The following is a 26,967-nucleotide window of genomic DNA, read 5'->3' as shown; positions in this document are numbered from 1 at the left end:
TATAGCTAAACCATCTATTGAGGGACATTGCTGTTTATGCAGCTTAAATGGATAAAGTCGAGCTAAGGGCAAAAGAGCAAAAATCGTGTCACATGTTAGCTAACGGATAATTCTTTTAGCTAATTTTTGCTTTTTCGCTGTTTTTGATTTTACTCCACTCATTCAACCGTCACCCCTTCCAACTCTTCATCCGTCAAATCATACAAATCCCTTAACTGCTGCAATTTCTCCTCACTAGCTTGCCAAAAGCCCCTACCATGAGCCTCTAACATCCTGCCCACAATATTGCGAAAGGCTTCTGGATTAGCTTGACACAATTTTTTCGCCATCTCTACATCCAAAGCGTAAGTATCTGCTGCTTGGTCGTATACCCAATCATCAGTAAAATCCACAGTACCGCCCCAACCAATCAACGCTGTCATCCTTTGGGAAATTTCATAAGCACCCCCCGAACCTTGATTCGCCATCGCATCCGCCCATTTGGGATTTAATAACTTCGTGCGGTATTCCATCCGTAGCAAATCATCCAAATTCCGGGGTGTGGTGTCCTTGGAGAAACTTTCCACAAAACTAGCAGTTACCTTCTTCCCTCCTTGTTTTTCCGCCGCCTGCTTCAATCCCCCCGTATTGGCATAATATTCTTGGATATCCGTCAAACCATATTCCACGGAATCAATTTCCTGGACAATGCGATCGCTAGTTTGCAATAATTGTTTCAATACTTGCGGGCGTGCCTGACCCTTATCTTGCTTCCCATAACTGAAAACATTGCGACTTTCCCAAGTATTCGCCAACTCATCCCGAGATTCCCAATTTCCATCCACAACTTGGTCATTTACCAAAGAACCAAAATCACCCGCAGGATTAGAAAACAACCTCGCCGCCACATTCTCCACACCTTGGGACTTTAACGCCAAAGCGTGTTTGCGAATAAAATTCTCCTCTTCCGGCTCCTCCGCATCCGCCGCTCGTTGAAACAAATCATCCAACAACTCAATAATATTCACAAACGTATCGCGGAAAATTCCCGATAAGTTCCCCAACACATCAATCCGGGGATGTTCCACCTCACTGACGGGCTTCAACTCATAACGGACAATTCTTCCCGTCCCTTCCTTTACAGGTTCAGCCCCCACCAACTCCAACAGAATTCCTAGGGACTCACCCTTAGTCTTAATCGCATCCAAACCCCATAACAACACCGCCACCGTTTCCGGATATGTGCCATGCTCCTGTAAATGCTGCTGAATAATCTGCTTACCAATCTCCCTTCCCCGCTCATAAGCCCCTGCAGAAGGCATTCTATAGGGATCTAAAGCATGAATATTTCTGCCCGTAGGTAAAACTCCGGCTCCATCTCGTAATAAATCACCACCAGGAGCCGGGGGAATATACTCCCCATTCAAACCCCGTAACAGATTTGTCAATTCATCCGTACTCTGCATCAATAAATCTCTAATGACTCCCTCCTCTTCTCTCCTCTTCCTCTGCTTTTTCCTCTTCTTCCCCAAAATAAGCCTGCAAATATGAACTCATCTCCTCATCATCTGGGGCTGAACCTAAAACATGTAACCCGGAAGAAAACAATCGATTCTCCAACACCTGCAAATACTCATATACCTCCACCAAATAATCATCAAAAGCATGATTACTAAACATCCGCACATTCTCCGGACTAAAAGCAATCCCTAGCTTCCTCCCTTCCGCAAATGGACAATCAGCATCCAAACCTGTATCCACAATTTTCTTGCAAATCCCCTCCTTCAACAGATAATTCTTCTGGGTATCCTCCCGATATTCAGCAATCAAATCCCGTAGCGCCACCAACTCCTTATACAACCCCGCCCGTCCATAGGGAGGTACATTGTGAGAAATCAACAACCCATAACCACGACGCTTCGCCAAAATCGACTCAGACGGATTATTTGCTGCATATATATACAGGTTTGGTAAATCACCCAGTAAAATATCTGACCAAGAATAACCAGTATTTCCCAGAGGCGAACCGGGCAACCATTCCACCGTCCCATGCATCCCAAAATGCACCACAGCATCCGCCTCAAATTCATTCTGTAACCACTTATAGAAAGCAGCATATTGGGGATGGGGAGTCATGTCCCGTTCAAACATTAACCGCATGGGATCACCTTGTATACCTAAAGGTGGCTGTACCCCAATCCAAATATTTCCCAACTCCACACCACCAACATGAAATTCATTCCCGTAAGTCTTAATCCCACTCCCTGTCAAGGACTTCCACTGCTTCTCAATCCGGGATACTTGCAGATACCCCAACCACTTCTCTAGTTGACGCACATTCACAGTAGTTAGAGAATTTTCCTCATCCAGAGGTTCCCAGACATAGGAAGAAGAACTTTGCCCTTCTAAGTTTTGGGGTGAGATATCCTCATCCGCCTCTTTTACCCAGCGAATTAACTCTTCCCCATCTTCCGGTAACTCCCCAACGTCATAACCCTCAGCCTTTAAAGCCTCCAGGAAATTCATCAAACTACGAGGTACATTTAACAACGCCGCCGTCCCCACCGCACCATATCCAGGGGGAAACCCATACAAAATCACAGCAATCTTCCTCTGGGATGATGGTTTCCGCCGCAACTTAATCCAACTTTGTACCCTGCCAATTAACCGTTGTACCCTTTCTGGAACCAAATAAATATCCTCTCCCACCAAACCACCGAGAGGAACCGTATCAATTGCCCCATCCAACTCTGGTAAAGCGTATAAAACTACACTCTGCAAACCGCCAATTCCTTGGCGCGTCCAGGAGTAAATATCTTGAATTAATAGAGGTGCAGCGACGATATAAGGGACATTTTTCGCTGTCAGAATGCGTTTTGCTACTTCTACCTGTCTCCCGGCTTCCATAGAGCCTGCTGGGCCACCTACTAAAGGAAAACCGATGGTAGAGACAATCCCATCCACTTTTACTGCTGCTGGAGACAAAGAAGCAATTTCCACATTACCATCTTGACGTTGCTGGGTTTCATATTCAGTAGTCATCCAATCCCGCACAGCCACATGTCCTTCCACTCCATTGATAAAAATCGGTAGGGGAATTAAGTCAGCTTTTTCAAAATAGTGAATTAGTTGATTGATATATGGCTGTTTGGTAATTACGTGCTTGCGGTAGAGAATAATACCGACTACAGGGAGATGGGAAGAATTTGTGATTCTTGGTTGATACCACTCTAAATATTCTTTTGGCGATGTAAAATACCCTTGATAATCGGGATGCAGTAATCCCATATTCGGGGTTTCTACGGGTGGGGGAATGTCTCCAACCTGCAACCCCAAGTACTTTTCCCCTATTATCCAAAATAGGGCAGCGACATTATCAAAACCACCAGCATTCCAATAACCATAAATAATTAACCAATTACGTAAATCTTGAACCTTGCCAATGGGGATAAATTTTAATAACTTTGGCCCTACCTTTAAAAAACTCAAATAACCAGCAAGTTTATCTTCCTCCCTGCCATTACTGAACTTATCAAGTATAAATTTAACTGGTTTGGGCATTCCCTTGGGTTTATCCCCGATGGCAAAAGCACCCAACTTAGTCAAACTCATCAACTCCAAAGCCGACTCAAACACCAGACGGATAGGAATTTGAGAAATGCGATCGCGTAACCAAACCACTTGGTCATAATCAAACAGCAAACTACCAAAAAACACATCTGCACCATCTAGGGCGGCTTCCACCTCACTCTGGTGGCTGGTAATGGCGCGATCGCTAAACACCCGCACGTCTAAATTTTGACACCGGGTGGTTGCCAAGGAGGCGGCTTTCCTGTATAAATCAGCGTTGAAGGATTCAAACCCAGCAATCAAGACAATGCGTTTCATGCCCTTATTTTAAAAATATTTCTTTACTTCCATTTTAAAGGAATGTCACAAATGAATGATGATTACTGTTATTTATACAATCTAGTACATTCATATACTGAATTTATTCATGTATTCAGCAAACAATATCCCCTAGTCTGTTAAATCAGAAACATTCGTCAAAAATAACTGAGGTATAAATAATGGAATTAATGAAATTTGGCATTGACATCGGACATAATTCTTCCCCAGATATTGGAGCCCAAGGCATAAAGTTTGAAGACAATTTAACTTTAGATGTAGGGAATCGAGTTATGACCAAACTCAAAGCTTTAAACCATCAGGTGATAAACTGTAAACCACAAAGATCCAGGTCAATTACCGATTCTCTTTCTACTAGATGTAATATCGCTAATGCCAATAGAGTTGATGTATTTGTCTCTATTCATTTTAATGCTTTTAATGGTTTGGCAAACGGTACAGAAGTATATGCAATCAGTGATAATGCCAGGAAAAAAGGTCAGCCAGTCCTTGATGAAATCACCAAGTTAGGATTTTTTAGACGTGGTTTAAAAAATGGCTCCCATTTGTATGTCCTCAAAAATACCAATATGCCCGCCATTCTTGTAGAATGTTGCTTTTGTGATGCTCGTAAGGATATGAAGCTTTTTGATCCAGAAACAATGGCAAATGCAATTGTCAAAGGATTAGCTGGTAAATTACCTGATGAGAATGAGCCTATTATTCATATACCTGATGAAGAAGATAATCCTAGCACAGCCGTATTGCGATTACAAAAGGCTTTAAATCGATTGAAAATTCCCGGTAAAAATGGACGATCCTTAGTAGAAGATGGGATTATTGGTGCACAAACAAAAACAGCTGTACAAAATTTACAAAGAATTACAGCAATTCAACAAACAGGAATTGCTGGAGATACAACTTGGAAAGGAATTAACCAAATTTTATCAAAAAGAGTCCTCAGAAGAAATCATGCTGGAGGAATAGCAGTTAGATATATACAATATCGTCTCGGTGCTGAGAATGATAGTATTTATGGTCCACAAACAGAAGGCTTAGTCAAACGATTTCAACAACAAAATGGCTTAGTTGCTGATGGCATTATTGGTAATATGACTTGGACTAAATTCATTGGTTAATTGAGAAGTGAGCGTGAATTTATCGTTATTTTTGCAAGTGCGGGGAATGCATCATGGCTTTTAATGTGAGTGCTTTACGATTGCCACTAATTAGAAGAGGTTCTAATAATCCTTTTGTATTAGCTTGGCAAAGATTTTTACGGGATCAAAAATTACCAGTGGGTACTCCTGATGGGGACTTTGGCTGGAATACATATCGCGCCACTCGCACCTACCAACAAAACAATAATTTGGGTGCTGATGGTGTTGTTGGTAACAATACTTATAATGTAGCTCTCCAACAAGGACTTTTATCTTTACTTCCCAACATCAGTAGTAACAGTTTACTCAGTTATCTGAGATTTGGTGAAACAGAGGTTAAAGATATCCAACGCAGTTTAAACCAGATAGCACAATTACCCCCTCCCTTGACTGTAGATGGAGATTTTGGTCCTAGAAGTAGTAAAGGATTGGCAGAGGCGTATAAAAAGCGGGATGTGCGTCTACGTGGGGAATTAGAAGATGCCCTGAGTGATAATACTAAGAAAAAATTAGGGTCTGATTTGACTCCCGCGTTGGATATCTTTAATGACTATGCAAAAAAACAGAGATTTCGCCTGAGTGGAGAACATTGGCATAAACAGTTCCCCACAAGCATCTCTATTTCTTCCTTAACTCCTTCATTCCGTTGGCGGGTACAAGCTTTTGAAAAAGCACTACGGGATGCGGGTTGTAAAATTATAGTGACTACGACTGTCCGCCCCCGACAACGGGCTCACTTAATGCATTATGCAGCTAAAATAGACCGCAGACAAATTTCCCCTTGGCGCGTACCCCGTCTGAGGGGATTAGATATTGACTGGGTGCATTACACTAATGCGGGTTCCTTACGAGCTGCTCAGGATATGGTGGATGCTTATGGGCTTGGTGGTAATCCTGTATCCTTGCGTTCTAACCATATTGTAGGTAAGGCTGTGGATTGGATTATTACCTGGGAAGGGACAATTCAAGTCAAAGATGCTAGGGGTAGAATGATTCGTGTTAGTAGTCCTCAAGTGGGAGCATTTAATCGGCAATTGTGGAATGTAGGTAGATCCTATGGAGTCCTGAAGTTAGCTACAGATCCACCCCATTGGTCATTTAATGGCTATTAGGTTATCTAATTTTGGATTTTAGATTTTAGATTTTAGATTGTGGATTTCTCTTTATCTCCCTATCTCCTCATCTCCTCTGCATCCCGAATAGATTGATTATTTTTTATTTGGAAGTCCCTTACAGTCCTTCTGGAGTTTTATTTTTATAACTGAAAGAAGGACTAAATACATGGTAAAAATGCAGTAAAATCACGATTATTTTTTGCTCACAATGGGCAAACTTCGTCATATAGCACTACGCATATATTTTGAGACATTGTTGCAGTTCCAAACCCATGCTCAGTAAACTTATTATTTATGATTTATTACTTATTACTTGCGTGTATCCCTATAATCCTGTATGACTAAAAATATTTCTTCGTATTTTTAACAATGCCACTAAAACATATTAACAACGCCTGAATTAATGATTTTTGCGATAAATTGATATTTAACATTCCACCTGAGTTGGGATTGCAGCATAGCTACAAATTTGAGAATTGAAACAGTGACATAAATTACTGTAAATCCATGAGCAGGTCTTATATATTGACAATAACTACAGTGTGAATCTCTGAAATCCAGTGCTGGCTATATCACAGAATATCTGTAAATTAGCTAGCATTTGTGATCTACATTTTTACTGCAAATGAAAATATTTGAAGATTGACATTGGCAACAATTGCTAGATTCTATTTGATTCACAATTCATTTTGTGATCAGATTGTATCTTAATTTTGTTTTTATATACAATTGTCAACTAATTAATTTTTGGTGAATACCCCTCTGCAAAACTGTAGTTGGTAACCAGCAGTTTAGTGAGGGCTACCATCGTGATGTCAAGAAATTAACCATCAGTAAAATATTTAATTTTTTGCAATATTTCTATGATATGAGTTTAATTCTTTTCTGATGACTCAAATTTATTCAATACTAGCAACACCTGAATTAATTAACGATGACTCAAACTCTTGATTCACTGCCATTGGAGTATGGTCAACGAATCTTATGCGTTTACTCCAACCTTAGCAATCAAATCCTCATTGCTCGAATTTCTAACATTCCTGGTTGGTACTTTGAGCGAGTGGTATTCCCTGGAGAACAGCTACTATTTGAAGCTTTACCAGAAGCTGATTTGGAAATTCATATAGGTCAGAAGAATGAAGTTATTTTAGCAGAAAAACTTCCCTGTGCTCAATTGCAAGTTACTTGATCATTACAGGGTAATGTCATGTCCGCCTGATTACTTATGATATTGCCATCCATGCAAAAATAACCCAAACTCTTTCTCCCCCTGCTCCCCGCCCCCTGCTCTCCTGCATTCCAAGTGATTGATTATTTTTTTATTTGGAAGTCCTTTATGCTTGGGTATAATTCCTTCACAAAAATACATAATGAAGTAAGATTAGGTAATCATACTTTTGTATTTTAATCCGAAGGGTTCCCAGCAACTTATGCAACTTCCGCTTCGTGCATCCCAATTCCCATCAGCACCTTTACTGTTAATTGCACCCTTTTTCTTCTGGGGTACAGCAATGGTGGCAATGAAAGGAGTGATACCCCACACAACACCACTTTTTATGGCGGGAGTACGCTTGTTGCCAGCAGGAGTGTTGATTTTGATCGTAGCAGCATTTATGGGTAGACCACAGCCCCAAGGATGGAAAGCTTGGCTGTGGATTACCCTATTTGCTTTGGTCGATGGAACCTTATTTCAAGGCTTTCTCGGAGAAGGATTAGTCAAAACAGGTGCTGGTTTGGGTTCGGTGATGATTGATTCTCAACCCTTAGCAGTTGCTTTAATGTCTTGGTGGTTATTTCAGGAGAAGATTGGTTTATGGGGATGGCTAGGTTTGTTGCTGGGGGTAACTGGTATTAGTCTGATTGGCTTACCTGATGAATGGATTTTCAATAGTATTTCCGGTTTTATTCCCTTCCTCTCTCACTCATCTACGAATGATATACCCGTCTCCTTTTTCGCAACGGGTGAATGGTTGATGCTACTAGCGGCATTAAGTATGGCGCTAGGAACCATCTTAATTAAGTTTGTCTGTCGCTATGCCGATCCGGTCACTGCCACGGGATGGCATATGATTATTGGGGGTTTACCATTGTGGGGACTTTCATTCTTCACAGAAAGTGATCCTGTTGTTAATCTGATCCCTGCTGATTGGATTGCCCTAGGTTATGCTACCGTATTTGGCAGTGCGATCGCCTACGGCTTATTTTTCTATTTTGCTTCTGCGGGGAATCTGACTAGTCTTAGTTCTCTCACCTTTCTCACCCCTGTATTTGCTTTAATATTTGGTCATTTGTTGCTCAATGAAGTTCTTAGCCCCTTGCAGTGGATAGGGGTAGCTATCACCCTCATCAGTATTTATTTAATTAATCAGCGAGAAAAATTAGCTGGTGCTAGTCAGCAAGTGGTTGAGGTGGATACAAATACAACTCCACAGCCAGCAATATTGGCAACTTCCGAACGGGGTTTACAAACTGTAAATTTAACAGTCAGAGAATCGGAACCAGAAGTTTTGCCCTAAATTCTACGGAAGTCAACTAAGATACATGTAAAATAAGTTAACAGTCTGCAACAAAGCTACATTAGGGTGTATTGATAGCTATTTTTTCTAATTAAAATTTATTTGTGTACCTTGTTCACTGATTTCTTTACTGGGGAAAACCTTTTGTATGAAGCTTTGCACCCATCCTATTCCCATCTTTATCTATTTAACTAGCTGGATATTTTACCCAATTCCAGCCAGTGCATTTTTTTATGGTGTTACCCATAGTAATTTATTTGCTCAAAGTATTTCTGCGAATATTCTTTACCTTGGTAGTCAAGGCAAAGATGTAGAACAATTACAAATACAGTTGCAAAATTTGGGGTACTACAGTGGTGCGATCGATGGTAAATATGGTGTAGCTACGAGAAATGCTGTATCTAAATTTCAACAAAAACAAAATTTATCAGCAGATGGTAGTGTAGGTAATGCCACCAGAAAGCAATTGCAAGTACAGGTAAAAAAAGCTAGTAGCTTACTTACCACCGCAAACCCAAAATTAACCAAAAATCCACCCCAATCATCGGGTAATAATTTTGTGTGGTGGTCATTAATGGGGGTAGGTTTTTTAGGTAGTATTGGTGCATTCTTGTATTGTGTCCAATGGTTTTCTCAGAAAAGAAAGTTACACCATACAGATATTGACCAAACTGATAGTATCCATAATCAACAGTTGCTAAAACCATCAGTTACAACATTGGATTCTGCGGTAGAAAATCAAGCATTGTCAGTAACTACACCAAAAGAATTACAACTCTCGTCTCCCCAAACCCAGTTATTACCATCACAACCAACCTCCCAGTTAGCAAAAGTAAATATTGTGGACGAGTTAGTCACAGACTTAGGTAGTCAAGATGGGAGTCAACGACGCAAAGCAATCTGGAATTTAGGACAGCATGGAGATTCGCGAGCAATTCAACCCTTAGTTGACTTAATGGTAAATGTTGATTCCCAACAACGTAGTTTAATCTTGGCTGCTTTGGCAGAAATTAGTACCCGTAATCTCAAACCCATAAATCGGGCTTTAGCTATATCCTTACAAGATGAAAGTCCCCAAGTGCGACAAAACGCTATCCGGGACTTGACCCAGGTGTATGACATAATGGCTCAAGTAAGTCAGATGCTTTACCACGCTACGGAAGATGCTGATGGGGAAGTACAAGCCACAGCTAAATATGCTTTAGAAAAAATGAATCGGATGCGCTGTTTGCCGAATAATTTCTCTGCTTCATCACCCAAGTCGCTGGAATCAGAAATAAATTGAAGAGTATGATTTGAGACTCCCTAACCTCCATACCAGATTAGGGGCTTTTTATCAATTCAAATCATGCCTTGTTTAACAAAGGAAACCCTAACTGTTCTCTTTGTTCTACATACATATGGGCTACCTTTCTGGCTAAATGACGAATTCTACCAATATACCGCGTCCTCTCTGTGACAGAAATCACACCCCTTGCATCTAATAAGTTAAAAGCGTGGGAGCATTTAATTACATAATCCAAGCTGGGTAATACCAGACCTTTCTCTGTTAATTGTTTAGCTTCTTCCTCATACAGATTAAATAGTGTTAACAACATTTCTGGATTAGAAGCCTCAAAGTTGTAAGTACACTGTTCAATTTCACCTTGGAGATGTACATCTCCATAATTCAAATTGTCCGTCCATTGAATTTTTGTCATCGCCTCCACACCCTGGAGATACATTGCCAACCGTTCTAATCCATAGGTAATCTCAATGGATACTGGACGACAATCAATCCCACCACACTGCTGGAAATAGGTAAATTGGGTCACTTCCATTCCATCTAGCCATACTTCCCAACCAGTACCCCAAGCGCCAACTGTGGCATCTTCCCAATTATCTTCCACAAATCGCACATCGTGGTCTTCTGGACGAATACCTAAAGCCAGCAAGGAATCTAAATAAATTTCTTGAACATTATCTGGTGAGGGTTTAATCAAAACTTGATACTGATAATAATGTTGAAAGCGACTAGGATTTTCACCATAGCGCCCATCGGTGGGACGACGGCAAGGTTCTACATAGGCAACAGACCATGGTTCGGGTCCTAATGCTCTTAAAAAGGTATGTGGGTTTTTAGTGCCAGCTCCCTTTTCCATATCATAGGATTGGGCAATTAAACAACCGCGCTGACTCCAGAATTGATTTAATACAGCTATGACTGACTGAAAATTCACAATCAACTTTCCTTAACAACTATCAATTATATGACTACGGGTTTCGGTAGTCCTCTAGAGCAATCATCAATCCTGTGGGAGGTGTGGGGAGTGATGGAGTGAGAGAGTGATGGAGTGATGGAGTGATGGTTGATGGTTGCTAGTTGCTAGTTGCTAGTTGATGCTTGATATTTAGTTATTTCATCTCCCCACACTTCCCACACTTCTTTCACTCCTTCCCTCTTTCCCTCTTTCCCTCTTCCCCTCTTTCTCTCTTTCTCTCTTTCCCTCTAAAATTGTTGGACAGATTGTTGTGCTTCTCTGTATAAATGGTGGGCAATGCGAAACATTTCTAGTCCTGCGTGTAGGTAACTTTCATCGTAACTGAGGGGAAAATACTCCAACTCATTTAAACCGTCATTAATTTGATTGAGACAATAGTAAAAATGGGCTGCGGTTCTGGCTAGGCTGGGGGGATTGGGTAGGGAACGAAATGTGAATTGAGCCTGTTTAATTTTTTCTCGGCAATTTTGCAGATAATCCTGAAATTCTTCTAATAGTTGATCATCAAATGGATCAGCAGACAATTCGTTAATTTGTTGTTTCAGGGAATTGAGAATGGGGCTGAGGAGGCTATTTAAAGGGTGATAAACAAGACGTAACCATTCTTCAATTTTTTCATCAGTAGTTTTACCAGTACGTCTTTTAGTTTGGTGTTTTTTTTGAACTTCTACTGTACGCTCTTGCCTAGAAGAATAGCTAGAAGCATAGGATTTGTGGTACTGATAATGAATTTGTCGATCATAAGATTTGCGAGTGCTAGCATCCCCTAACACTTCATAGGCCGCATTAATACGGATAATATCCTCCCGATCCACAGTTTCCTGGTTACTGTCAGGATGATACTGTTTTACCAAGCGGCGATAGGCTTGTTTAATCTCCGCTTGGCTGGCATTGGGACTGACGTTTAAAGTTTGGTAATGATTAGAATCTGCCATGATTCTAATTTACCTTTAGTTGACCCCAGCTGTAACCTTGGGTTCTAAATCTTGAAACAAGGGTGTGCTTAAATATCTTTCTCCAAAGCTTGGTTGAATCATCACAATTAAGCGTCCTTGATTTTCTGGACGTTGGGCAATGCGAATAGCTGCACATAGGGCTGCACCAGTAGAAATACCTGATAGTAAGCCTTCTTCCTTGGCTAAACGACGACCATAAGCGATCGCTTCTTCGTCGGTAACACTAATTACATCATCGATTAATTCTACTTTCATCACTTGCGGAATAAATCCAGCACCAATACCTTGAATTTTATGGGGTCCTGGTTTGCCTCCGGATAATACTGGGCTGTTGGCTGGTTCCACTGCGATCGCTTTAAACCCTGGTTTGCGAGCTTTTAATACTTCTGCTACCCCAGTAATTGTACCTCCAGTACCGACCCCTGCCACAATCATATCTACTTTTCCGTCAGTATCCTCCCAAATTTCCTCGGCGGTGGTTTGCCGATGAATTTCAGCATTGGCAGGGTTGCGAAACTGTTGCAACATATAGGTATGTGCCGTCTTATCTACTATTTCTTGGGCACGGCGAATTGCTCCACTCATCCCTTCACTCCCAGGAGTCAGTTCTAATTCTGCCCCATAAGCCCGTAACATTGCCCTTCGTTCACTGCTCATGGTTTCTGGCATAGTTAAAACTAATCGATATCCCTTAGCAGCAGCAGCCATTGCTAGGGCGATACCCGTATTCCCAGAAGTTGGTTCTACTAATATGGTTTTCCCCGGAGTAATTAACCCTTCTTTCTCCGCAGCTTGAATCATATTTACCCCAATTCTGTCTTTGACTGAAGCGGCTGGATTCATACTTTCTAACTTGACCACTATCTGGGCTACACAACCTTCAGCTTGGGGAATCCGGTTTAATTGTACCAAGGGTGTACGACCAACAAGTTCTGTGATGTTATGGGCAATTTGCATAATTAATTCTCAATTCAAATTACTATCAAAAGTTTGCTGATTATATTAAATACTTACAGAATTTGGCGCAAAACCAACGAAAAGTCAGGGGCTTGTATTCTTTTACTCTTCTGTAAATCTAAAATCTAAAATTGAATGACTCACTTAAAATTAGATGTAATACATGATATTTAGATGGCGACGTGCATCTCTTTTTTCACACAAGTCAGCTAAGGTATAGGTTGCTAAAACAGAATTAGCAGCCTGACAGGCTTCTTGCCATATTTCCCCAATGACGCTGCCATCAGCTGTTTTAAATTGAGTTTCCCCTTCATTTTTGTTCACCTTATCCAACCCTTCTAAGCAAGCCAAAATCTCGAAAAGGTTGATTTTCCAAGGATCTCTAGTCAGCAGATAGCCACCTTTAGAACCTCGTTGGCTCTTAACTATGCCACCTCGCCTCAAAGTTGCCAGTAGTTGCTCCAGATAGCGATCTGGTATATTTTGTTGTGCGGCAATCTGTCGAATTTGCATAGGTTCTCCGCTTTGATAGTTGGTTGCTAGTTCTAGCAGAGCCAGTATTGCGTATTCAGATTTACAGGATAGTTCCACAAGCTGCTTTGATGAAAGTTAAGAGTGAAGAGTTAGGAGTTAGGAGTAAAAATTTCTAACTTATACTCTCAATCCATAACTGTTCTAGTATACTCCGGTTCTCCACTGGGGTTTGTTGATTTCAGATTAGGAAAATGAAAAAACCGCATATTGGCGGACTGAATATCAAACTATTTTGGATTTTGGATTTTGGATTTTGGATTGACTTCATGTCTAATACCAATTCAAATAATGTTTGCGACACATACATTTTTCGTAAGGGTACAGCATCCAAAATCTTTTGGTATGTATAAATTATCTTACTGGTGTTGTGCCCCTACCCATCTGTCCCATTATTTTTTCAAAATGGTATAAAGTCGCGAATCTTACCAATATTTTTGCGGACTACTGAAATTATTACCGCCTTGTGCCTATGCATGGCTGCACAATTATTGATTATTTGTCCATAAAGTAAATTTAGGAACTTGTATATTTTTATCCTTTGGTAAAATTTTTAACTTGTTTTTGGCAAATTACAAATCAAATAGGATTTTTGTATAATTGATCCTAGTCACCTATCCTACCAGGGATAAGAGCCATTATGAATTACGAGTTTTGGAATTATTATTCTCAGGCTGGGATTTTCCTTGTTGCTGTTCGCCTTGATGCAATTGTTGCCTTCCATTACGTATAATCCGCATCATATCTTGAAGCTGCTGTTCAATATTTACTAGAACCCCATCAGCATATTTATCGGCACCCTGTTCAATAGCTGTTGCTTCTGCAAAAGCTTGACGTTGCATTTCCTCTAATTCTTGTTGACAAGCCCGTCGTTGCCGATCGATTTCTGCCAGAGTTTCTTGCATCATTTCTTCACACTCTTGCTGTACTTGATGACGCAACTGAGCTGCTTCTTGCTGGGCTTGGTGAATGATATCGCTTTCATCTAAAATTTGTGCCCTTTTACCTTGTGCAGCATCAACAATTCGCTGACCATATTCTTCAGCTTCTAAAAAAATTTCTTCTTTTTGCTGGATAATCATCGCTGCTTCTGCAAAAGCTGACGGTAAAGCAACTCGAATAAAGTCTAGATGATCTAGTAACTTTTCTTCATCTATCAGAGTTTTAGCAAACAAAGGAATGCGAGTGCTTGTCAGGATCATTTCTTCCAAGCGGTTGAGTTCTTGCTGAATATCTATGCTTTCTGTTCCCCCTTCTTCTCCGGGGGAGACTCCGTTAGGGAACTCTGGTGAGGGAGGGGTTTTTCCGTTTGTATAGTTGGGTTCGATGTTGTATTCTTTTGGGCGTAGCATTGGTAAATCTCTAGAGCAACATGGGGGGGGACAAGATGATCGACGGAACCGCCAAATCTTGCAATCTCTTTTACCACACTACTACTTAAAAAACTATATTCATTTGACGTAGCCAAAAAAACAGTTTCTATTTGAGTAGATAGGGTTTTATTGGTGTGAGCCATTTGTAGTTCAACTTCAAAGTCAGAAATTGCCCTCAGACCTCTCAGCAAGACTCCTGCATGGCGTATTTTGGCATAATTCACGGTTAAGCCATCAAAACTATCTGCCTCAACATTAGATAAATTTTTGGTGGATAGACGAATTTGCTCTAATCTTTGTTGTACTGTAAATAATGGTGTTTTGTTGGGATTACGTAATACAGCTACTATCACATGGTCAAACAGCCTTGCGCTACGCTGAATAATATCGAGGTGTCCTAAGGTCACAGGGTCAAAACTACCTGGATAAACTGCAATCACAATCTTTTTGATACCTCGCTTGTTTTGGAAGAGATTATAGCTAACGCCGATTAGCTTGTCCTGAATTCAGGTTTTTGGGCGTTGCTGATCACAGCTATGATTTTGCCCTAATCCCCTATTCCGGTGGATTGAGGGGTTATTAATCGAACAATAAAAATAAATTCACACTGCAATTCAGCAACGCCGAATTTTGGTTGTTTTTATCTGGGAAGATAATTTCATTGCCTATTTTTCCTCACAGACAACTTAAAATCTATTCTATAACTTTTATTATCCCCCAGGCGATACATTACGTCTCTAAGCAACTGATAATTTTGTATACTACTTTCTTCTAGGTATTTTTGCATGGTGCTGGATCTTTCCACATTGCCCTTGGCTTTTCAGTTTACTTCTCCCGGTCCAATTCTGGTAAAATTGGGGGCAATTACTATTCGTTGGTATGGTTTATTAATTGCTACAGCCGTATTAATTGGTGTTAACCTGTCCCAATATTTGGCGAAACGCCGCCATGTAAATCCGGATTTGCTCAGTGATTTAGCTATTTGGTTGGTAATTGGGGCAATTCCTGGGGCAAGGCTATACTATGTAATCTTTGAATGGCAAAAATATGTTTCTCATCCAGAGCAAATCATTGCCATTTGGCAAGGAGGGATTGCCATTCATGGGGCGATTATTGGTGGTGCGATCGCGGCTCTAATTTTTGCTAAACTAAATCGGGTTTCTTTCTGGCAACTTGCTGATTTAGTTGCTCCTTCCCTAATTTTAGGACAAGCTATTGGTCGTTGGGGTAATTTCTTTAATTCTGAAGCTTTTGGCAGTCCCACTGATTTACCCTGGAAGTTATATATTCCCTTGGTTCGTCGTCCCCCAGAATTAGCTAATTTTGAATATTTTCATCCCACATTTCTCTATGAGTCTCTGTGGAATGTAATGGTATTCCTATTGTTAATGTTTATATTTCTGCGGGGTTTGCGGAATAAATCAAAGCTGAAGGTTGGAACATTAGCTCTACTTTATTTACCAACTTACAGCCTAGGAAGACTATGGATTGAAGGTTTGCGTACTGATAGCCTCATGCTAGGTCCTCTAAAAATGGCGCAAGTTATCAGTTTAGTGGGTATTGGTTTGGGTTTGGCTGGTTTGGCTTGGTTATATGTGGTTAAACGTCAATTACCTGACGTTGTTTCTCCCAACAAAAGTGATTAAGTACAAAAAATGCCCCAGAGTATTCTCTAGGGCTTAACCAGGGTGCATCTACCACTTCTATCTACTAGGAAAAGGGTTCCAATCCGGAAAGGTACTGAGAAAATCTCGAAAAAATTTTTTTCCGGTATTTCTTGCCCATTTCAGATAAAAAATAATACTTAAATCTATTGCTGTAAATAATACATGAAAAGTCTAAAATCATCTGTGTATATCGTGGGTGCTGGCCCTGGTAACCCAGACCTGTTAACAGTTAGAGCCCAAAAAATTTTGGAAAGCGCAGATGTTATTTTGTTTGCAGATTCTTTAGTACCCGCAGAGATTTTAGACTTGTGTAAATCTGATGCAGAAATTATTCGGACTGCCAATAAGACCTTAGAAGATATTCTGCCGATTATGATTAAGGAAGTGCGATCGCATAAATCAGTGGTTCGTCTTCATTCTGGGGATCCCAGTCTTTATAGTGCGATTCACGAACAAATGCAGCTCTTAGCAGAGGCAGATATCCCCTTTGAGGTTGTACCTGGGATCAGTGCTTTTCAAGCTGCTGCTGCGAATTTAAAAGTAGAATTAACTGTTCCTGGGTTGGTGCAGACTATTATCCTTACCCGCATTAGTGGGCGCACACAAGTCCCAGCGAGGGAAGAATTAACTAGCCTTGCTGCCCATCAAGCTAGTCTATGTCTGTATTTGGCGGCGCGTCATGTAGAAAATGCCCAAACACAGCTTTTAGAACATTATCCCCCAGATACCCCCGTTGCAATTTGTTATCGTCTAGGCTGGCATGATGAAAAAACTTTCATTGTCCCCCTCAATCAAATGGCAGATTGTACCCATCAAGAAAAATTGATTCGCACTACCCTATATGTGATTAGCCCTGCATTAAGGGAAGTTAAAGCACGCTCCCGTTTATATCATCCAGAGCATAGCCATTTATTTCGCCCTAGGGGAGGAGGGGAGGAGTGAGGGAGTGAGGGAGTGAAGGAGTGTGGGGAGTGTGGGGAGCAGGGGAGCAGGGAGCAGGGAGCAGGGAGCAGGGGAGCAGGGAGCAGGGAGCAGGGGGACAAGGAGAAGAAATTTTGATAGTTAACCATCAACCACCAACCAACAACTAACAACTAACAACCAACAACTAACAACTAACAACTAACAACTGTTACCTGAATAACTGAAATCCGATACACTTAAACATGTGAAATTAATTAGGGGAATTAACTGATGCTGGACGAGCAAGCTAAAAAAACCATGTTGCGGAAAATCCCCCACGGTTTGTATATCTGTGGTGTGAAGGATGGAGAAGAAGTCAATGGCTTTACAGCTAGCTGGTTAATGCAAGCTTCTTTTCAGCCTCCCTTAATAGTCAATTGTGTGAAGCAAGATTCTAAATCCCATCAAATGATTAAAAATAGTGGGGTGTTTGCTATCAGCTTTCTAGAAGATGGACAAAAGGATTTAGCACAAAAGTTCTTTAAGCCCATGCGCCGGGTGGGTGATAAATTTGAGGATGTGGAATTCTATCTCGGTGAAACTGGTTGTCCCATCATTTCTGACTCTTTAGGCTATGTAGAATGTACAGTTGTTGATGCTGTAGAAAAAGGCGATCATACTGTTTATGTCGGTGAAGTCATCGCTGCTGGAGTTCACCGTGAAGGAGAACAGTTACTATTGTCAACCACCGGTTGGAACTATGGTGGATAATTTCAGTTGACCAGAAGAAGCAGGGGTGGAAAAGTTGCAAGAGTAGGGGGAATGCCGTTTTCCCCTGCTGTGGAGCGTACCGAAAACTTGGTTTCAATGCTTACAATCTAAAATCCAAAATCTAAAATCTAAAATCCCAAATACCTACCATGCCTTTGATTAAAGTTCAAACATCTGTATCCACTCCATCACAACCTGAAGTTGAGGCAATGCTCAAAAGTTTATCAGCTAAGTTATCTAAACATACTGGTAAACCAGAATCCTATGTGATGACGGCATTTGAATCTGAAGTACCCATGACTTTTGCTGGTAATACTGATCCAGTTTGCTACTTGGAAATCAAAAGTGTGGGAACAATGAAGTCAGAACAAACTAAATCCATGAGTCAGGATTTTTGTCAAGAAATTAATCAAACCCTTGGTGTACCTAAAGATCGGATTTACATTGAATTTGCCGATGCGAGAGGTGCTATGTGGGGTTGGAATGGTAGAACTTTTGGCTAGTATAAGAGTTAGGATTTAAGAGCTTTTAACCCTTCCTTTCTTCCCTCTTTCCCTCCATCACTCCTCCCCTCCATCCCTCCTATGTCCATCACCATTCCTCAACTGTCCACAATTTCCCTTCCTCCCCTACTCGGTGCAAGTTTGGAGGAATTAAAGGCTTGGGTACAGGAACAAGGACAACCTGCTTACCGAGGTAAACAACTACATGATTGGATATATAATCAGGGAGTGCGATCGCTCGCTGATATTTCTGTATTTCCGAAAAAATGGCGATCGCAATTAGCAGAAATTCCCATTGGACGCTCTACTATAGATCACCGTTCTGTAGCTCCTGATGGCACGGTTAAGTATTTATTACGATTGACAGACGGACAAGTGATTGAAACTGTAGGTATCCCCACTTACAAATGGAAACAGAGAAGAGAAAATCCTAACTCCCTGGATAGACTTACTGTTTGTGTATCCACCCAAGTTGGTTGTCCAATGGCTTGTGATTTCTGCGCCACAGGTAAGGGAGGATATCAGCGCAATTTACAACGCCATGAAATTGTCGATCAAGTTTTAACTGTCCAAGAAGATTTTCAGCAACGGGTAAGTAATATTGTGTTTATGGGTTTAGGGGAACCATTGCTGAATACGGATAATGTTTTAGGTGCAATTAGATGTCTGAATCAAGATGTGGGTATTGGGCAGCGTAATATTACTGTTTCTACTGTAGGTATTCCTGGACGTATTCGCCAATTAGCCCAGCACCATCTACAAATTACCCTAGCTGTGAGTCTCCACGCACCCAATCAAGCTCTACGGGAAAAATTGATTCCCAGCGCCCATCATTATCAAATTGACGATTTGCTAGCTGAATGTCGGGAATATGTGGAAATTACTGGTAGAAGAGTATCTTTTGAATATATACTCCTAGCTGGTTTTAATGATTTACCCGAACATGCTGAGGAATTGGCAAAATGCTTGCGAGGATTCCAAAGCCATGTGAATTTAATTCCCTATAATCCCATTTCTGAAGTCGATTATCAACGTCCTAGCAGCGATCGCATCCAAGCATTTGAGCAAGTCCTTAAACAACATAATACCGCAGTCAGTATACGTTATTCCCGTGGATTGGAAGCAGATGCAGCTTGCGGACAGTTGCGAGCCAGTAAGTAAAGAAGCAGGGGAGCAGGGAGCAGGGGGCAGGGAGCAGCTATCAATGGGTATGGTGGCGAACTTAAGCCTAAATACCGCAAAGCAGTAACTGATAACTGTTAACTGTTAAAAGCTGTGCTCAGTTTTCTCATAAAACTCTTATCAAAGCCTCAGTTACCAATCACTAGTCCCTCAGAGTTGTGTTCGATATTAGTAATCAAGCAAAGGAACACAACTTTCTTGAGGTAATACACAATGAAACTTAACAAATTAGCGGCTTCCACAATCGCATCAGTTCTTTTATTCGGTGGCGTTGGACAATTCGCAATTAATGCACAACCAGCCCAAGCAATTAAATCAACACAAACTACTGTTGCAGCTAAACCCAGTTCACTACTAGCCTCTGGTAGCTTTGTGACTACAGAACAAGACCATCCCACGAAAGGTATAGCTAAGATTGTTAACATCAATGGTAAACGCTATCTGGAGTTTAACCGAGGTTTTACTACTGCTAGTGGTCCCAAGGTTAAGGTTGTTCTGCATCGTAGAAATACTGTACCCGTGAAATTGCGAGCTAGAGATTACATTACCTTGTCTGCTTTAAAAAGCTTCAATGGTGCCCAGCGTTATGCAATTCCTGACAATGTAAACTTGAATAATTATAAATCCGTTGCGATTTGGTGTCAGCGATTTAATGTTACTTTTGGTTACGCCAAGTTAAACAAAGCTTAAGTTGTGGAATTAGGGAGTTACACATATTTTTGCTGTTTGTTCTCCCATACCAATTTTCCGCACTTTATTTCATTTTTCCGAAATGTACCCCATAGGTGTTGTATTCATTATCAGATTACGTTTTTACGCTTATAAATAACTTTATAAATAGCCAGGGGATATAACCCACTAAGCTCAGTCAATTGTGACTGGGTTTTTGGCATAGGAAAGTAGTTGTATAATCTCAAGTAAAAAGCAATACATTATAAGTGGATTTATGAATTTTCATCGATATTAGCAATACATTTTGCATCTAGCACCACGTAATTTTGAACTCCTATCGCAGTACAATTAGGTATCATCTTTGATAAAGCTGGTACACTTCCTTTTTGCAAATCTTGAAAAATATTATTAGTTAATTTGACAAGTTCATCCTCCTTTAACTTACTTACCAGGTATTGCTTCAGCCATTTATTCTTTTTGATGTAATCTGGGGTAAATGTGTCATTCCTCAACAACCAGAAATTCACACCATACTTTTGCATCATATTTTTCACATCAGCTAAGTTGGGACTATACTCAGCTTGAATCAAGTCCCTAGTTCTCTGGCGAAACTTACTATAGTAACCAAAATGCCAAGGAATAGCGTATTCTCGTCCCGCTAAAATTGAACGTTGAGAAAATGTAGGTAAATTGTCAACTTCCCGATCTAGAGAAGCAATTAGGGTATCTTTTGGTTGTTTTTGAAAAAACTGATATAACTGGGGAAAACCACCTGTAACATAAGTAGGCTTAGGAAATTTTTTAATAAAAACAGGATAATAAAATAACAATGAAATGGCAAGCAGTGCTGTGAAACTTAAGGCAAAAAACTTGCGTGGGAGAGGGTTTACTCTACCTCTGAAAAAATTATTTGATAACACAGTATCCAAAATTGTAGTTAATACAATTGCAGATGATAAAGCTAAAACAATTCGGAAACTGTAACCAATATATCGACTAGGAAGATAAAGTCTAAATAACAGGACATGGGCAATAATAAACATTCCCATTGATATTATTAATATCTGCGGTAAAATGACAATTTCCTCAGTTAACTGCCCAAGTAAGGGATATTTAGCGCGAAATTGCCATAGCCGAGGTAGAAAAAAAGCGAAACAAAGGGTTATAGGTGAGAACAGCCACGGTGAAAAGATACCGCCACGAGTATCACCAAGATAATGGATAAAGGGATTATCAAAAAAGAAAGCGGAGCGTCCCCCTGACAATAATTCTGGCAATTGCTTTGCTTGAGCCACGGTGATTACTGGCGCAAAGTCAGAAGATTTGAGAGCATAAATTAACATGACTGAAAATGCTACCCCCGTCCCCACTACGCAGAAAATATAATTATGTCGTTGGCGTGACAAACGAAAATTTCCTGTTTGCCAGTCACATATTCGGAGTATTAAAATACCAACACTGATAAATACACACTGGGGATAAAATATTCCTAATAATACAATTGTTACTAAGCAAGGCAACAAAGATTTACGCAATAAATAGTACAAAAATGCTAAAAATAAAAAATATACAAATCCTCTTGCGGTTCCAGAAGCTAAATCATCCTTCATCCACAAATTTTGATTTAGCATCACAGTTGCCATAAACCCGGCAATAGGAATGGGTAAAATTTGTAGACAAACACCAAAACAATAACCAGTTGTTAGCAATCCTAATATGGATGGTAAGATTTTATTAAATAGTAATGGATGGACTCCCAAATTTGCTAGAGAATGATAAAGACTTGAGTAACCTAGGGGAGCTACTGATTGAAAATAATCCGCAATCAAGTCATTCGGGAATAAGTTTTCATCCACAAATCTTAGCATCCAAAATACATGTTGCCGTGCATCATCTTGCATAACATATTCAGCACTGAAAGCTTTTTGTAATGCTAAAAATCCATAAATAATAGAGACAGCCATGCTTAAGCTAAACCAAAAAATCATCTGCCAACGAGATGATTTGCCATTTGGAGCAATTAATAATCTGTGGATTTGATTAGTAAACATATATATATGTTGATTTTTTGGTAAATATCACAGCAGAGATGGGGGTATAAAGAGCAATAAATTATGCCTAAATGGAGTGTTTTATTGTACAATAGTTTGAGCTACCAATGTCTGTTTTTTGAGAGAAATCCGCGTTTTTTCCCCATCGCTGATAAATATTGTCCTAAAAAAGGTATACCTCCAATTGCTAGGAGTAAATAGCGAGAAGTACAGAGTAAACCTAATGCAGCAGCAGTAGGAGCATGTAAATATGGTTGATACAAGGCTATAAAAGCAGCATCACGAGTACCTATCCCCGCAAAAGTAAGTGGTATTAGTCCCGCCAAAATGGCTAATGGACATAGGGCGATATGATTTAAAAAAGGAGTCCAAGCATTGAGAGCAAGAATAAAAAGCCAAATTTGCAAAAAATGCCCAAAGGAAATAAATATGGAAATGGCTATAGTTCTCAAAAAAATAATTTTATTATGCCAAAAATAATTATGCATCTCTTGCCAAGAAGAGTGCATTCTTTTTAGTGTTTTTTTAAATTTATAAAAAGCGAAAAAACTGATAATATGAAAAAATAACTTGGCAAATTTATCAGAGCAAAGCACAAAAAATCCAATTAATATGCCAAATATCACACTAGTGAGAATTGTTAAAAAAAAACACCCTTTTTGGGGGTAGAGAATTAATCCGAAGGCACACCACAGTAGTATTGATAGTAAGTCGCAAATTTTTTCAAAAATGACCAAAGATAGAGAAAGGGAACCATTTAAATACTGCTTATCTTGAATAAAATAAGCCTTAGCTATATCCCCCATTTTTGAAGGTAAAATCATATTCAGCACGCTAGCTGATAAAATTAAGCGATTAGCTTCACCAAATCCCAAGCTCGCTGTTGGCATTAGCTGTTGTAACCGCCAAGCTGTTAGCATCGCTAAGGGTATAACCATGCTTAAACTAATTATTATCCACCATTTATGGCTATCTTCAAGCACTTGCACTAGCTGAAAAAAATCAATTTTTGAGTAGATGACTGCCAATAATATCGGACTAATGATAATAGAAATGACTTTTTTCATATGAATACATAAAACTAGTGCAGTTATTTGGAATCAGATATTTGGGATAGAAAAAATTATCAATTCTCACTTGTTTTAGATATACATTTTGCATCTAGCATCAAGTAATTTTGGATTTCAGCCACAGTACAACTGGGCACCACCTTTGATAAAGCTGGGATATTTCCTTGCTCCAAGCTTTGAACAATATCATTGGTTAATTTAACTAATTCATCCCCAGTCAATTTACTAGAAAGATATTGCTTTAGCCATCTATTATTTTTGATATAGTCTGCCGTAAATACTCCAGATTCCAACATCCATAAATCTATATCATATTTATTAATTAATTTAGTGACATCTTCTAAATTAGGACTGTAATGAGCCTGAAGTAAATCTATAATTCGCTGACGAAATTTATTGTAATAACCAAGGTGGTAAGGAATTGCATATTCTCTACCTACTAAAATGGAACGCTGGGAGAAGGTTGGTAAATTATTACTTTCTTCTGCAATAGAAGCAATTAGGGTATCTTTTGGTTGTTTTTGCACAAATTCATATAATAATGGAAAACGACCAATTTTATAAGCTGTTTTGGGAAATTTGTTTAACAATAATGGGTAATAAAATAGTAATAAAATAGTGAGAGAAAATGTAAAAACTAAGACAAATATTTTTTGTATATAGCCATAAATTCTGTTTTTTACAAAGCTAGTTGATAACACAGCATCGATAATTGTAGTTAATACAATTGCGGCAGATATAGCCACAATAATTCTCAAGCTATGTCCAGTGTAGCGGTTAGGAAGATGCAGCTTAAATAGTAAGATATGGGCTGCAAAAAACATGAAAAAAGATGCCAATAAAATCTGCAACAATAGCCCAATTTCTCTAGTTATTTTCCTCAATACAGGAAAACGAGGACGGATCAGTAATAGTATCGGTAACAAAAAAGAACTAAAAAGGGTAATTGGTGTCCAAAAAAATATCGGAAATATACCACTACGTCCACCTAAAAAATAGTACCAGGGATTCCCATTAAAAAATTGAGAACGCCCACCAGCGAAAAATTCAGGTAATTGTCTGGCTTGAGCTAAAGTAATTACTGGTCCAAATGCCGATGATTTTAGAGCATAGGGTAACAATACTAATATTCCTACTCCCACCCCAGTAGCACAGAACAAATAATCATGACGTTTGCGAGAAAACTGCAACTTTCCTCTCTCCCATGTCCACAATCGCAGAACTAAGATACCAGCACAGATAAACACCATCTGAGGATAAAATACTCCTAAAAGTGCGATCGCAATTAAACAAAAAAACAAAGAACGACGCAACAAATAGTACAAAAATGCGAAGAATAAAGGGTATACAAAAGCTCTAGGTGTAGCAGAAACTAAGTCATCTTTAACCCACAAATTTTGATTTAGCATTACTATTGCTATAAATCCAGTAAATGGAATTGGTAAAATTTGTAGGCAAATACCAAAACAGTATCCAGTGGTAATTAATGCCATGATGGATGGCAAAATTTTATTGAATAACAATGGATTAATTCCTATGGATGCTAGCAAATGGTAAAGACTAGAGTATCCCGCAGGAGCTACTGATTGAAAATAATTGGCAATCAAATCATTGGGAAACAAGTTTGGATCTAAAAATCGCAGCATCCAAAATACATGTTGTCGCGCATCATCCTGGACAACATATTCGCTACTAAATGCTTGTTGTAGTGCTAAATAACTATAAATAGCTGCGAATAACAAGCTCAGACTAAGCCAAAAAATTATGTGAGATTTAGGCGAATTAGATGAGGTAGTAGATACAGATTTACGATGGATATCTATCATACGATTATATTCAATTAAAAGATTGTATTATTAACATTCGTAGCTTTATATCCAGTCAAATCATATAAGTAAACAAATGCACCTTTTCTCGCAAAAAAATCTATTTTTTTACCTCTACGTTCTAGAGAAGATTTCATCATTTCATTCTCACTGTTAATATTTGCATGAGAGAAAAGTAGCCAGACCCTTTTATTCCCCATCAACTGATCTAAGTCTTTCTCATATCTTTCCCGCTCCTCATTTGACAGATTAGAACCATCATATTTATCTAAATCGTCAACTCCAATAATATAATCTCCTTCTTGATAACCATATTTTTTTGCATAGTATTTAAATTGATATTTTCCTCTTTGGTAAATATATAATATATCTCCAGGTTGTTGCCGTTCTTTAATATAACTAATAACTGGCTTAATTTCTTCTTTTAATTGTGGCATTACTATCAGATTACTAGCATTATATAATGGAGGTATAATCAAGAATAGTAACAGGGTGGTACTTAGGATTAACCTGAGTTTTGAACGAGATTTTTTCAGAATATAATATGTACCTTCAGCAATTATTAAAATTATTAAAGGAGTCAAGAATAATACCAATCGACCGCGAAAGGGATATTTATGTAAGTATGTTGCCAAAAAAGTAGCTAAAACTGGTGAAATCAAAATAAATAAAATTTCTTTTCTACGAATAAATAATGAAATACAGCCTATTACGAAGATAAGAATTGCTAGCCCATCAGTTTTTCCCAAAAATCCTAAGGGATCATAGAAAAATTTACCGAATGCATCAAACAGCCAAATAATATTAAAAATCGATGAAGGAAAAGCATTTTGCCAAGATTTTAATAGTTCAGTATTGCTACTTAAATTATTCAGAGAAACATAATAAAATATAGCAAAACTAATAAACCAACTTAAGTATATAAACCCAACTTTAAATATATTTTTTTTAAGCCCATTTTTAATACCAATTATGAAGTAACTTATTCCCAAACCTGCTAAAATCAGAATAGATGGATGGGAAAACCATATGGCCATGCTACCTACTATAGACAAAGTAAATATTTGCAGATTGCCAATTTTATTTTCCCCTATTTGTATTAATAACAAACACAAGATTAACGCCGTAGTTACATCAGATGAATACTGTTTTAACTCAGTGGAATAGTAAATTAATTTAGGTAAACTTACAAAAAGAATTAAAGCTATAGGAATTGCCCATTTTTGCAAATATATTTTTGCTAATTGGTAAAATAGAAATAAAGCCAATATTCCAGATACAAGAGGAAATAATCTTAAGGCATATTCATTGTTGCCAAATACTTGAACTGCTAATTTTTCTCCCATCAAAAATCCAATGGGAGCACCTTGTCCGTAATCTAAAGGTTGTAATAATTGTGAATAAGAACGATTGACTATATTTAATGCCAATGTTGCCTCATCAGCCCATAAAGAACGATTAGAGATATATTGAATAAGTCTGACACAGATTCCAAAAGAAAGAATCATAAATGCCAGTAAATCAGACATCAACCAATATTTTTTTGGGGGGCGATATTGATTGAGATGAGGATGGTGCAACATATT

General features: G+C 39.1%; 24 protein-coding genes. 12 read left to right on the top strand and 12 right to left on the bottom strand.

The window, feature by feature from the left end:
• Positions 1-158 precede the first annotated feature (158 nt).
• A complete protein-coding gene (locus tag CALSC_RS28130; RefSeq protein ID WP_407641879.1) occupies positions 159-1,445 on the bottom strand; it encodes a cobaltochelatase subunit CobN in 1,287 nt (428 codons plus the stop codon).
• Positions 1,446-1,455: 10 nt separating this feature from the next.
• Positions 1,456-3,867, bottom strand: coding sequence for a magnesium chelatase subunit H (bchH, locus tag CALSC_RS03720; RefSeq protein ID WP_407641878.1), 2,412 nt, complete (start codon positions 3,865-3,867; stop codon positions 1,456-1,458).
• Between the two features lie 191 nt (positions 3,868-4,058).
• On the opposite strand from bchH, the gene CALSC_RS03715 reads away from it, so the two are divergent.
• From CALSC_RS03715 to CALSC_RS03695, 5 genes are all read left to right on the top strand, one after another.
• Positions 4,059-5,006, top strand: coding sequence for an N-acetylmuramoyl-L-alanine amidase (locus CALSC_RS03715; RefSeq protein WP_088240073.1), 948 nt, complete (start codon positions 4,059-4,061; stop codon positions 5,004-5,006).
• Positions 5,007-5,059: 53 nt separating this feature from the next.
• Positions 5,060-6,139, top strand: coding sequence for a peptidoglycan-binding domain-containing protein (locus tag CALSC_RS03710; protein ID WP_088240070.1), 1,080 nt, complete (start codon positions 5,060-5,062; stop codon positions 6,137-6,139).
• Between the two features lie 937 nt (positions 6,140-7,076).
• Positions 7,077-7,331: a DUF1830 domain-containing protein gene (locus CALSC_RS03705; protein ID WP_088240069.1), complete on the top strand. Its 255-nt coding sequence runs from the start codon at positions 7,077-7,079 to the stop codon at positions 7,329-7,331.
• Positions 7,332-7,572: 241 nt separating this feature from the next.
• Entirely contained in the window at positions 7,573-8,658 is a 1,086-nt protein-coding gene (locus CALSC_RS03700; protein ID WP_088240068.1) for a DMT family transporter, read from the top strand.
• Positions 8,659-8,806: 148 nt separating this feature from the next.
• A complete protein-coding gene (locus tag CALSC_RS03695) occupies positions 8,807-9,943 on the top strand; it encodes a peptidoglycan-binding protein (protein WP_088240067.1) in 1,137 nt (378 codons plus the stop codon).
• 61 nt (positions 9,944-10,004) lie between these two features.
• On the opposite strand, the gene glyQ is transcribed toward CALSC_RS03695, so the two are convergent.
• The 6 genes from glyQ to coaD all read right to left on the bottom strand — a co-directional run bounded on the left by glyQ (position 10,005) and on the right by coaD (position 15,176).
• Positions 10,005-10,877: a glycine--tRNA ligase subunit alpha gene (glyQ, locus tag CALSC_RS03690; protein ID WP_088240066.1), complete on the bottom strand. Its 873-nt coding sequence runs from the start codon at positions 10,875-10,877 to the stop codon at positions 10,005-10,007.
• 269 nt (positions 10,878-11,146) lie between these two features.
• Positions 11,147-11,854 (bottom strand): J domain-containing protein, encoded by a 708-nt coding sequence (locus CALSC_RS03685; RefSeq protein WP_088240065.1) that lies wholly within the window; start codon positions 11,852-11,854, stop codon positions 11,147-11,149.
• 15 nt (positions 11,855-11,869) lie between these two features.
• Positions 11,870-12,832, bottom strand: coding sequence for a cysteine synthase A (gene cysK / locus CALSC_RS03680; protein ID WP_088240064.1), 963 nt, complete (start codon positions 12,830-12,832; stop codon positions 11,870-11,872).
• Positions 12,833-12,982: 150 nt separating this feature from the next.
• On the bottom strand, positions 12,983-13,423 hold the full coding sequence (locus CALSC_RS03675; RefSeq protein WP_088240063.1) for an RrF2 family transcriptional regulator: 441 nt from the start codon (positions 13,421-13,423) through the stop codon (positions 12,983-12,985).
• Between the two features lie 578 nt (positions 13,424-14,001).
• Positions 14,002-14,715, bottom strand: a complete 714-nt coding sequence (locus CALSC_RS03670) for an ATP synthase subunit B family protein (RefSeq protein ID WP_143288138.1) — start codon at positions 14,713-14,715, stop codon at positions 14,002-14,004.
• A complete protein-coding gene (gene coaD, locus CALSC_RS03665; protein WP_088240061.1) occupies positions 14,598-15,176 on the bottom strand; it encodes a pantetheine-phosphate adenylyltransferase in 579 nt (192 codons plus the stop codon). The genes CALSC_RS03670 and coaD overlap by 118 nt, the downstream gene beginning before the upstream one ends.
• Positions 15,177-15,521: 345 nt before the next feature.
• Here coaD and lgt point away from each other — a divergent pair, with 345 nt between their 5' ends.
• The 7 genes from lgt (at position 15,522) to CALSC_RS03635 (ending at position 20,452) form a co-directional block, all read left to right on the top strand.
• Positions 15,522-16,382, top strand: coding sequence for a prolipoprotein diacylglyceryl transferase (gene lgt / locus CALSC_RS03660; protein ID WP_088240060.1), 861 nt, complete (start codon positions 15,522-15,524; stop codon positions 16,380-16,382).
• Between the two features lie 183 nt (positions 16,383-16,565).
• The gene (gene cobM / locus CALSC_RS03655) at positions 16,566-17,345 is read left to right on the top strand and encodes a precorrin-4 C(11)-methyltransferase (protein WP_088240059.1); all 780 of its coding nucleotides are present in this window, start codon (positions 16,566-16,568) and stop codon (positions 17,343-17,345) included.
• A 20-nt stretch (positions 17,346-17,365) separates the two neighbouring features.
• Positions 17,366-17,494, top strand: coding sequence for a hypothetical protein (locus CALSC_RS27780; protein ID WP_268807179.1), 129 nt, complete (start codon positions 17,366-17,368; stop codon positions 17,492-17,494).
• A 103-nt stretch (positions 17,495-17,597) separates the two neighbouring features.
• A complete protein-coding gene (locus tag CALSC_RS03650) occupies positions 17,598-18,077 on the top strand; it encodes a flavin reductase family protein (protein WP_088240058.1) in 480 nt (159 codons plus the stop codon).
• A gap of 149 nt (positions 18,078-18,226) precedes the next feature.
• On the top strand, positions 18,227-18,580 hold the full coding sequence (locus CALSC_RS03645) for a phenylpyruvate tautomerase MIF-related protein (protein ID WP_088240057.1): 354 nt from the start codon (positions 18,227-18,229) through the stop codon (positions 18,578-18,580).
• 81 nt (positions 18,581-18,661) lie between these two features.
• Entirely contained in the window at positions 18,662-19,741 is a 1,080-nt protein-coding gene (gene rlmN, locus CALSC_RS03640; protein ID WP_088240056.1) for a 23S rRNA (adenine(2503)-C(2))-methyltransferase RlmN, read from the top strand.
• 234 nt (positions 19,742-19,975) lie between these two features.
• Entirely contained in the window at positions 19,976-20,452 is a 477-nt protein-coding gene (locus tag CALSC_RS03635) for a DM13 domain-containing protein (RefSeq protein ID WP_088240055.1), read from the top strand.
• 254 nt (positions 20,453-20,706) lie between these two features.
• Here CALSC_RS03635 and CALSC_RS03630 read toward each other — a convergent pair whose 3' ends face one another.
• From CALSC_RS03630 to CALSC_RS03615, 4 genes are all read right to left on the bottom strand, one after another.
• Positions 20,707-22,485, bottom strand: a complete 1,779-nt coding sequence (locus tag CALSC_RS03630; protein ID WP_088240054.1) for a hypothetical protein — start codon at positions 22,483-22,485, stop codon at positions 20,707-20,709.
• Positions 22,486-22,586: 101 nt separating this feature from the next.
• Positions 22,587-23,552 carry a lysylphosphatidylglycerol synthase transmembrane domain-containing protein gene (locus CALSC_RS03625; protein ID WP_088240053.1) on the bottom strand — a complete coding sequence of 322 codons (966 nt, stop codon included), beginning with the start codon at positions 23,550-23,552 and terminating at the stop codon, positions 22,587-22,589.
• Between the two features lie 59 nt (positions 23,553-23,611).
• Positions 23,612-25,381, bottom strand: coding sequence for a hypothetical protein (locus tag CALSC_RS03620; protein ID WP_088240052.1), 1,770 nt, complete (start codon positions 25,379-25,381; stop codon positions 23,612-23,614).
• Positions 25,382-25,395: 14 nt separating this feature from the next.
• Positions 25,396-26,964, bottom strand: a complete 1,569-nt coding sequence (locus CALSC_RS03615; RefSeq protein WP_088240051.1) for a glycosyltransferase family 39 protein — start codon at positions 26,962-26,964, stop codon at positions 25,396-25,398.
• Positions 26,965-26,967: the final 3 nt, after the last annotated feature.

The organism is Calothrix rhizosoleniae SC01, from assembly GCF_900185595.1.
GTDB classification, from domain to species: Bacteria; Cyanobacteriota; Cyanobacteriia; order Cyanobacteriales; family Nostocaceae; genus Calothrix_A; species Calothrix_A rhizosoleniae.
Note: the sequence above shows the minus strand (reverse complement) of the source record. Positions and strands in the feature narration are given on the sequence as shown.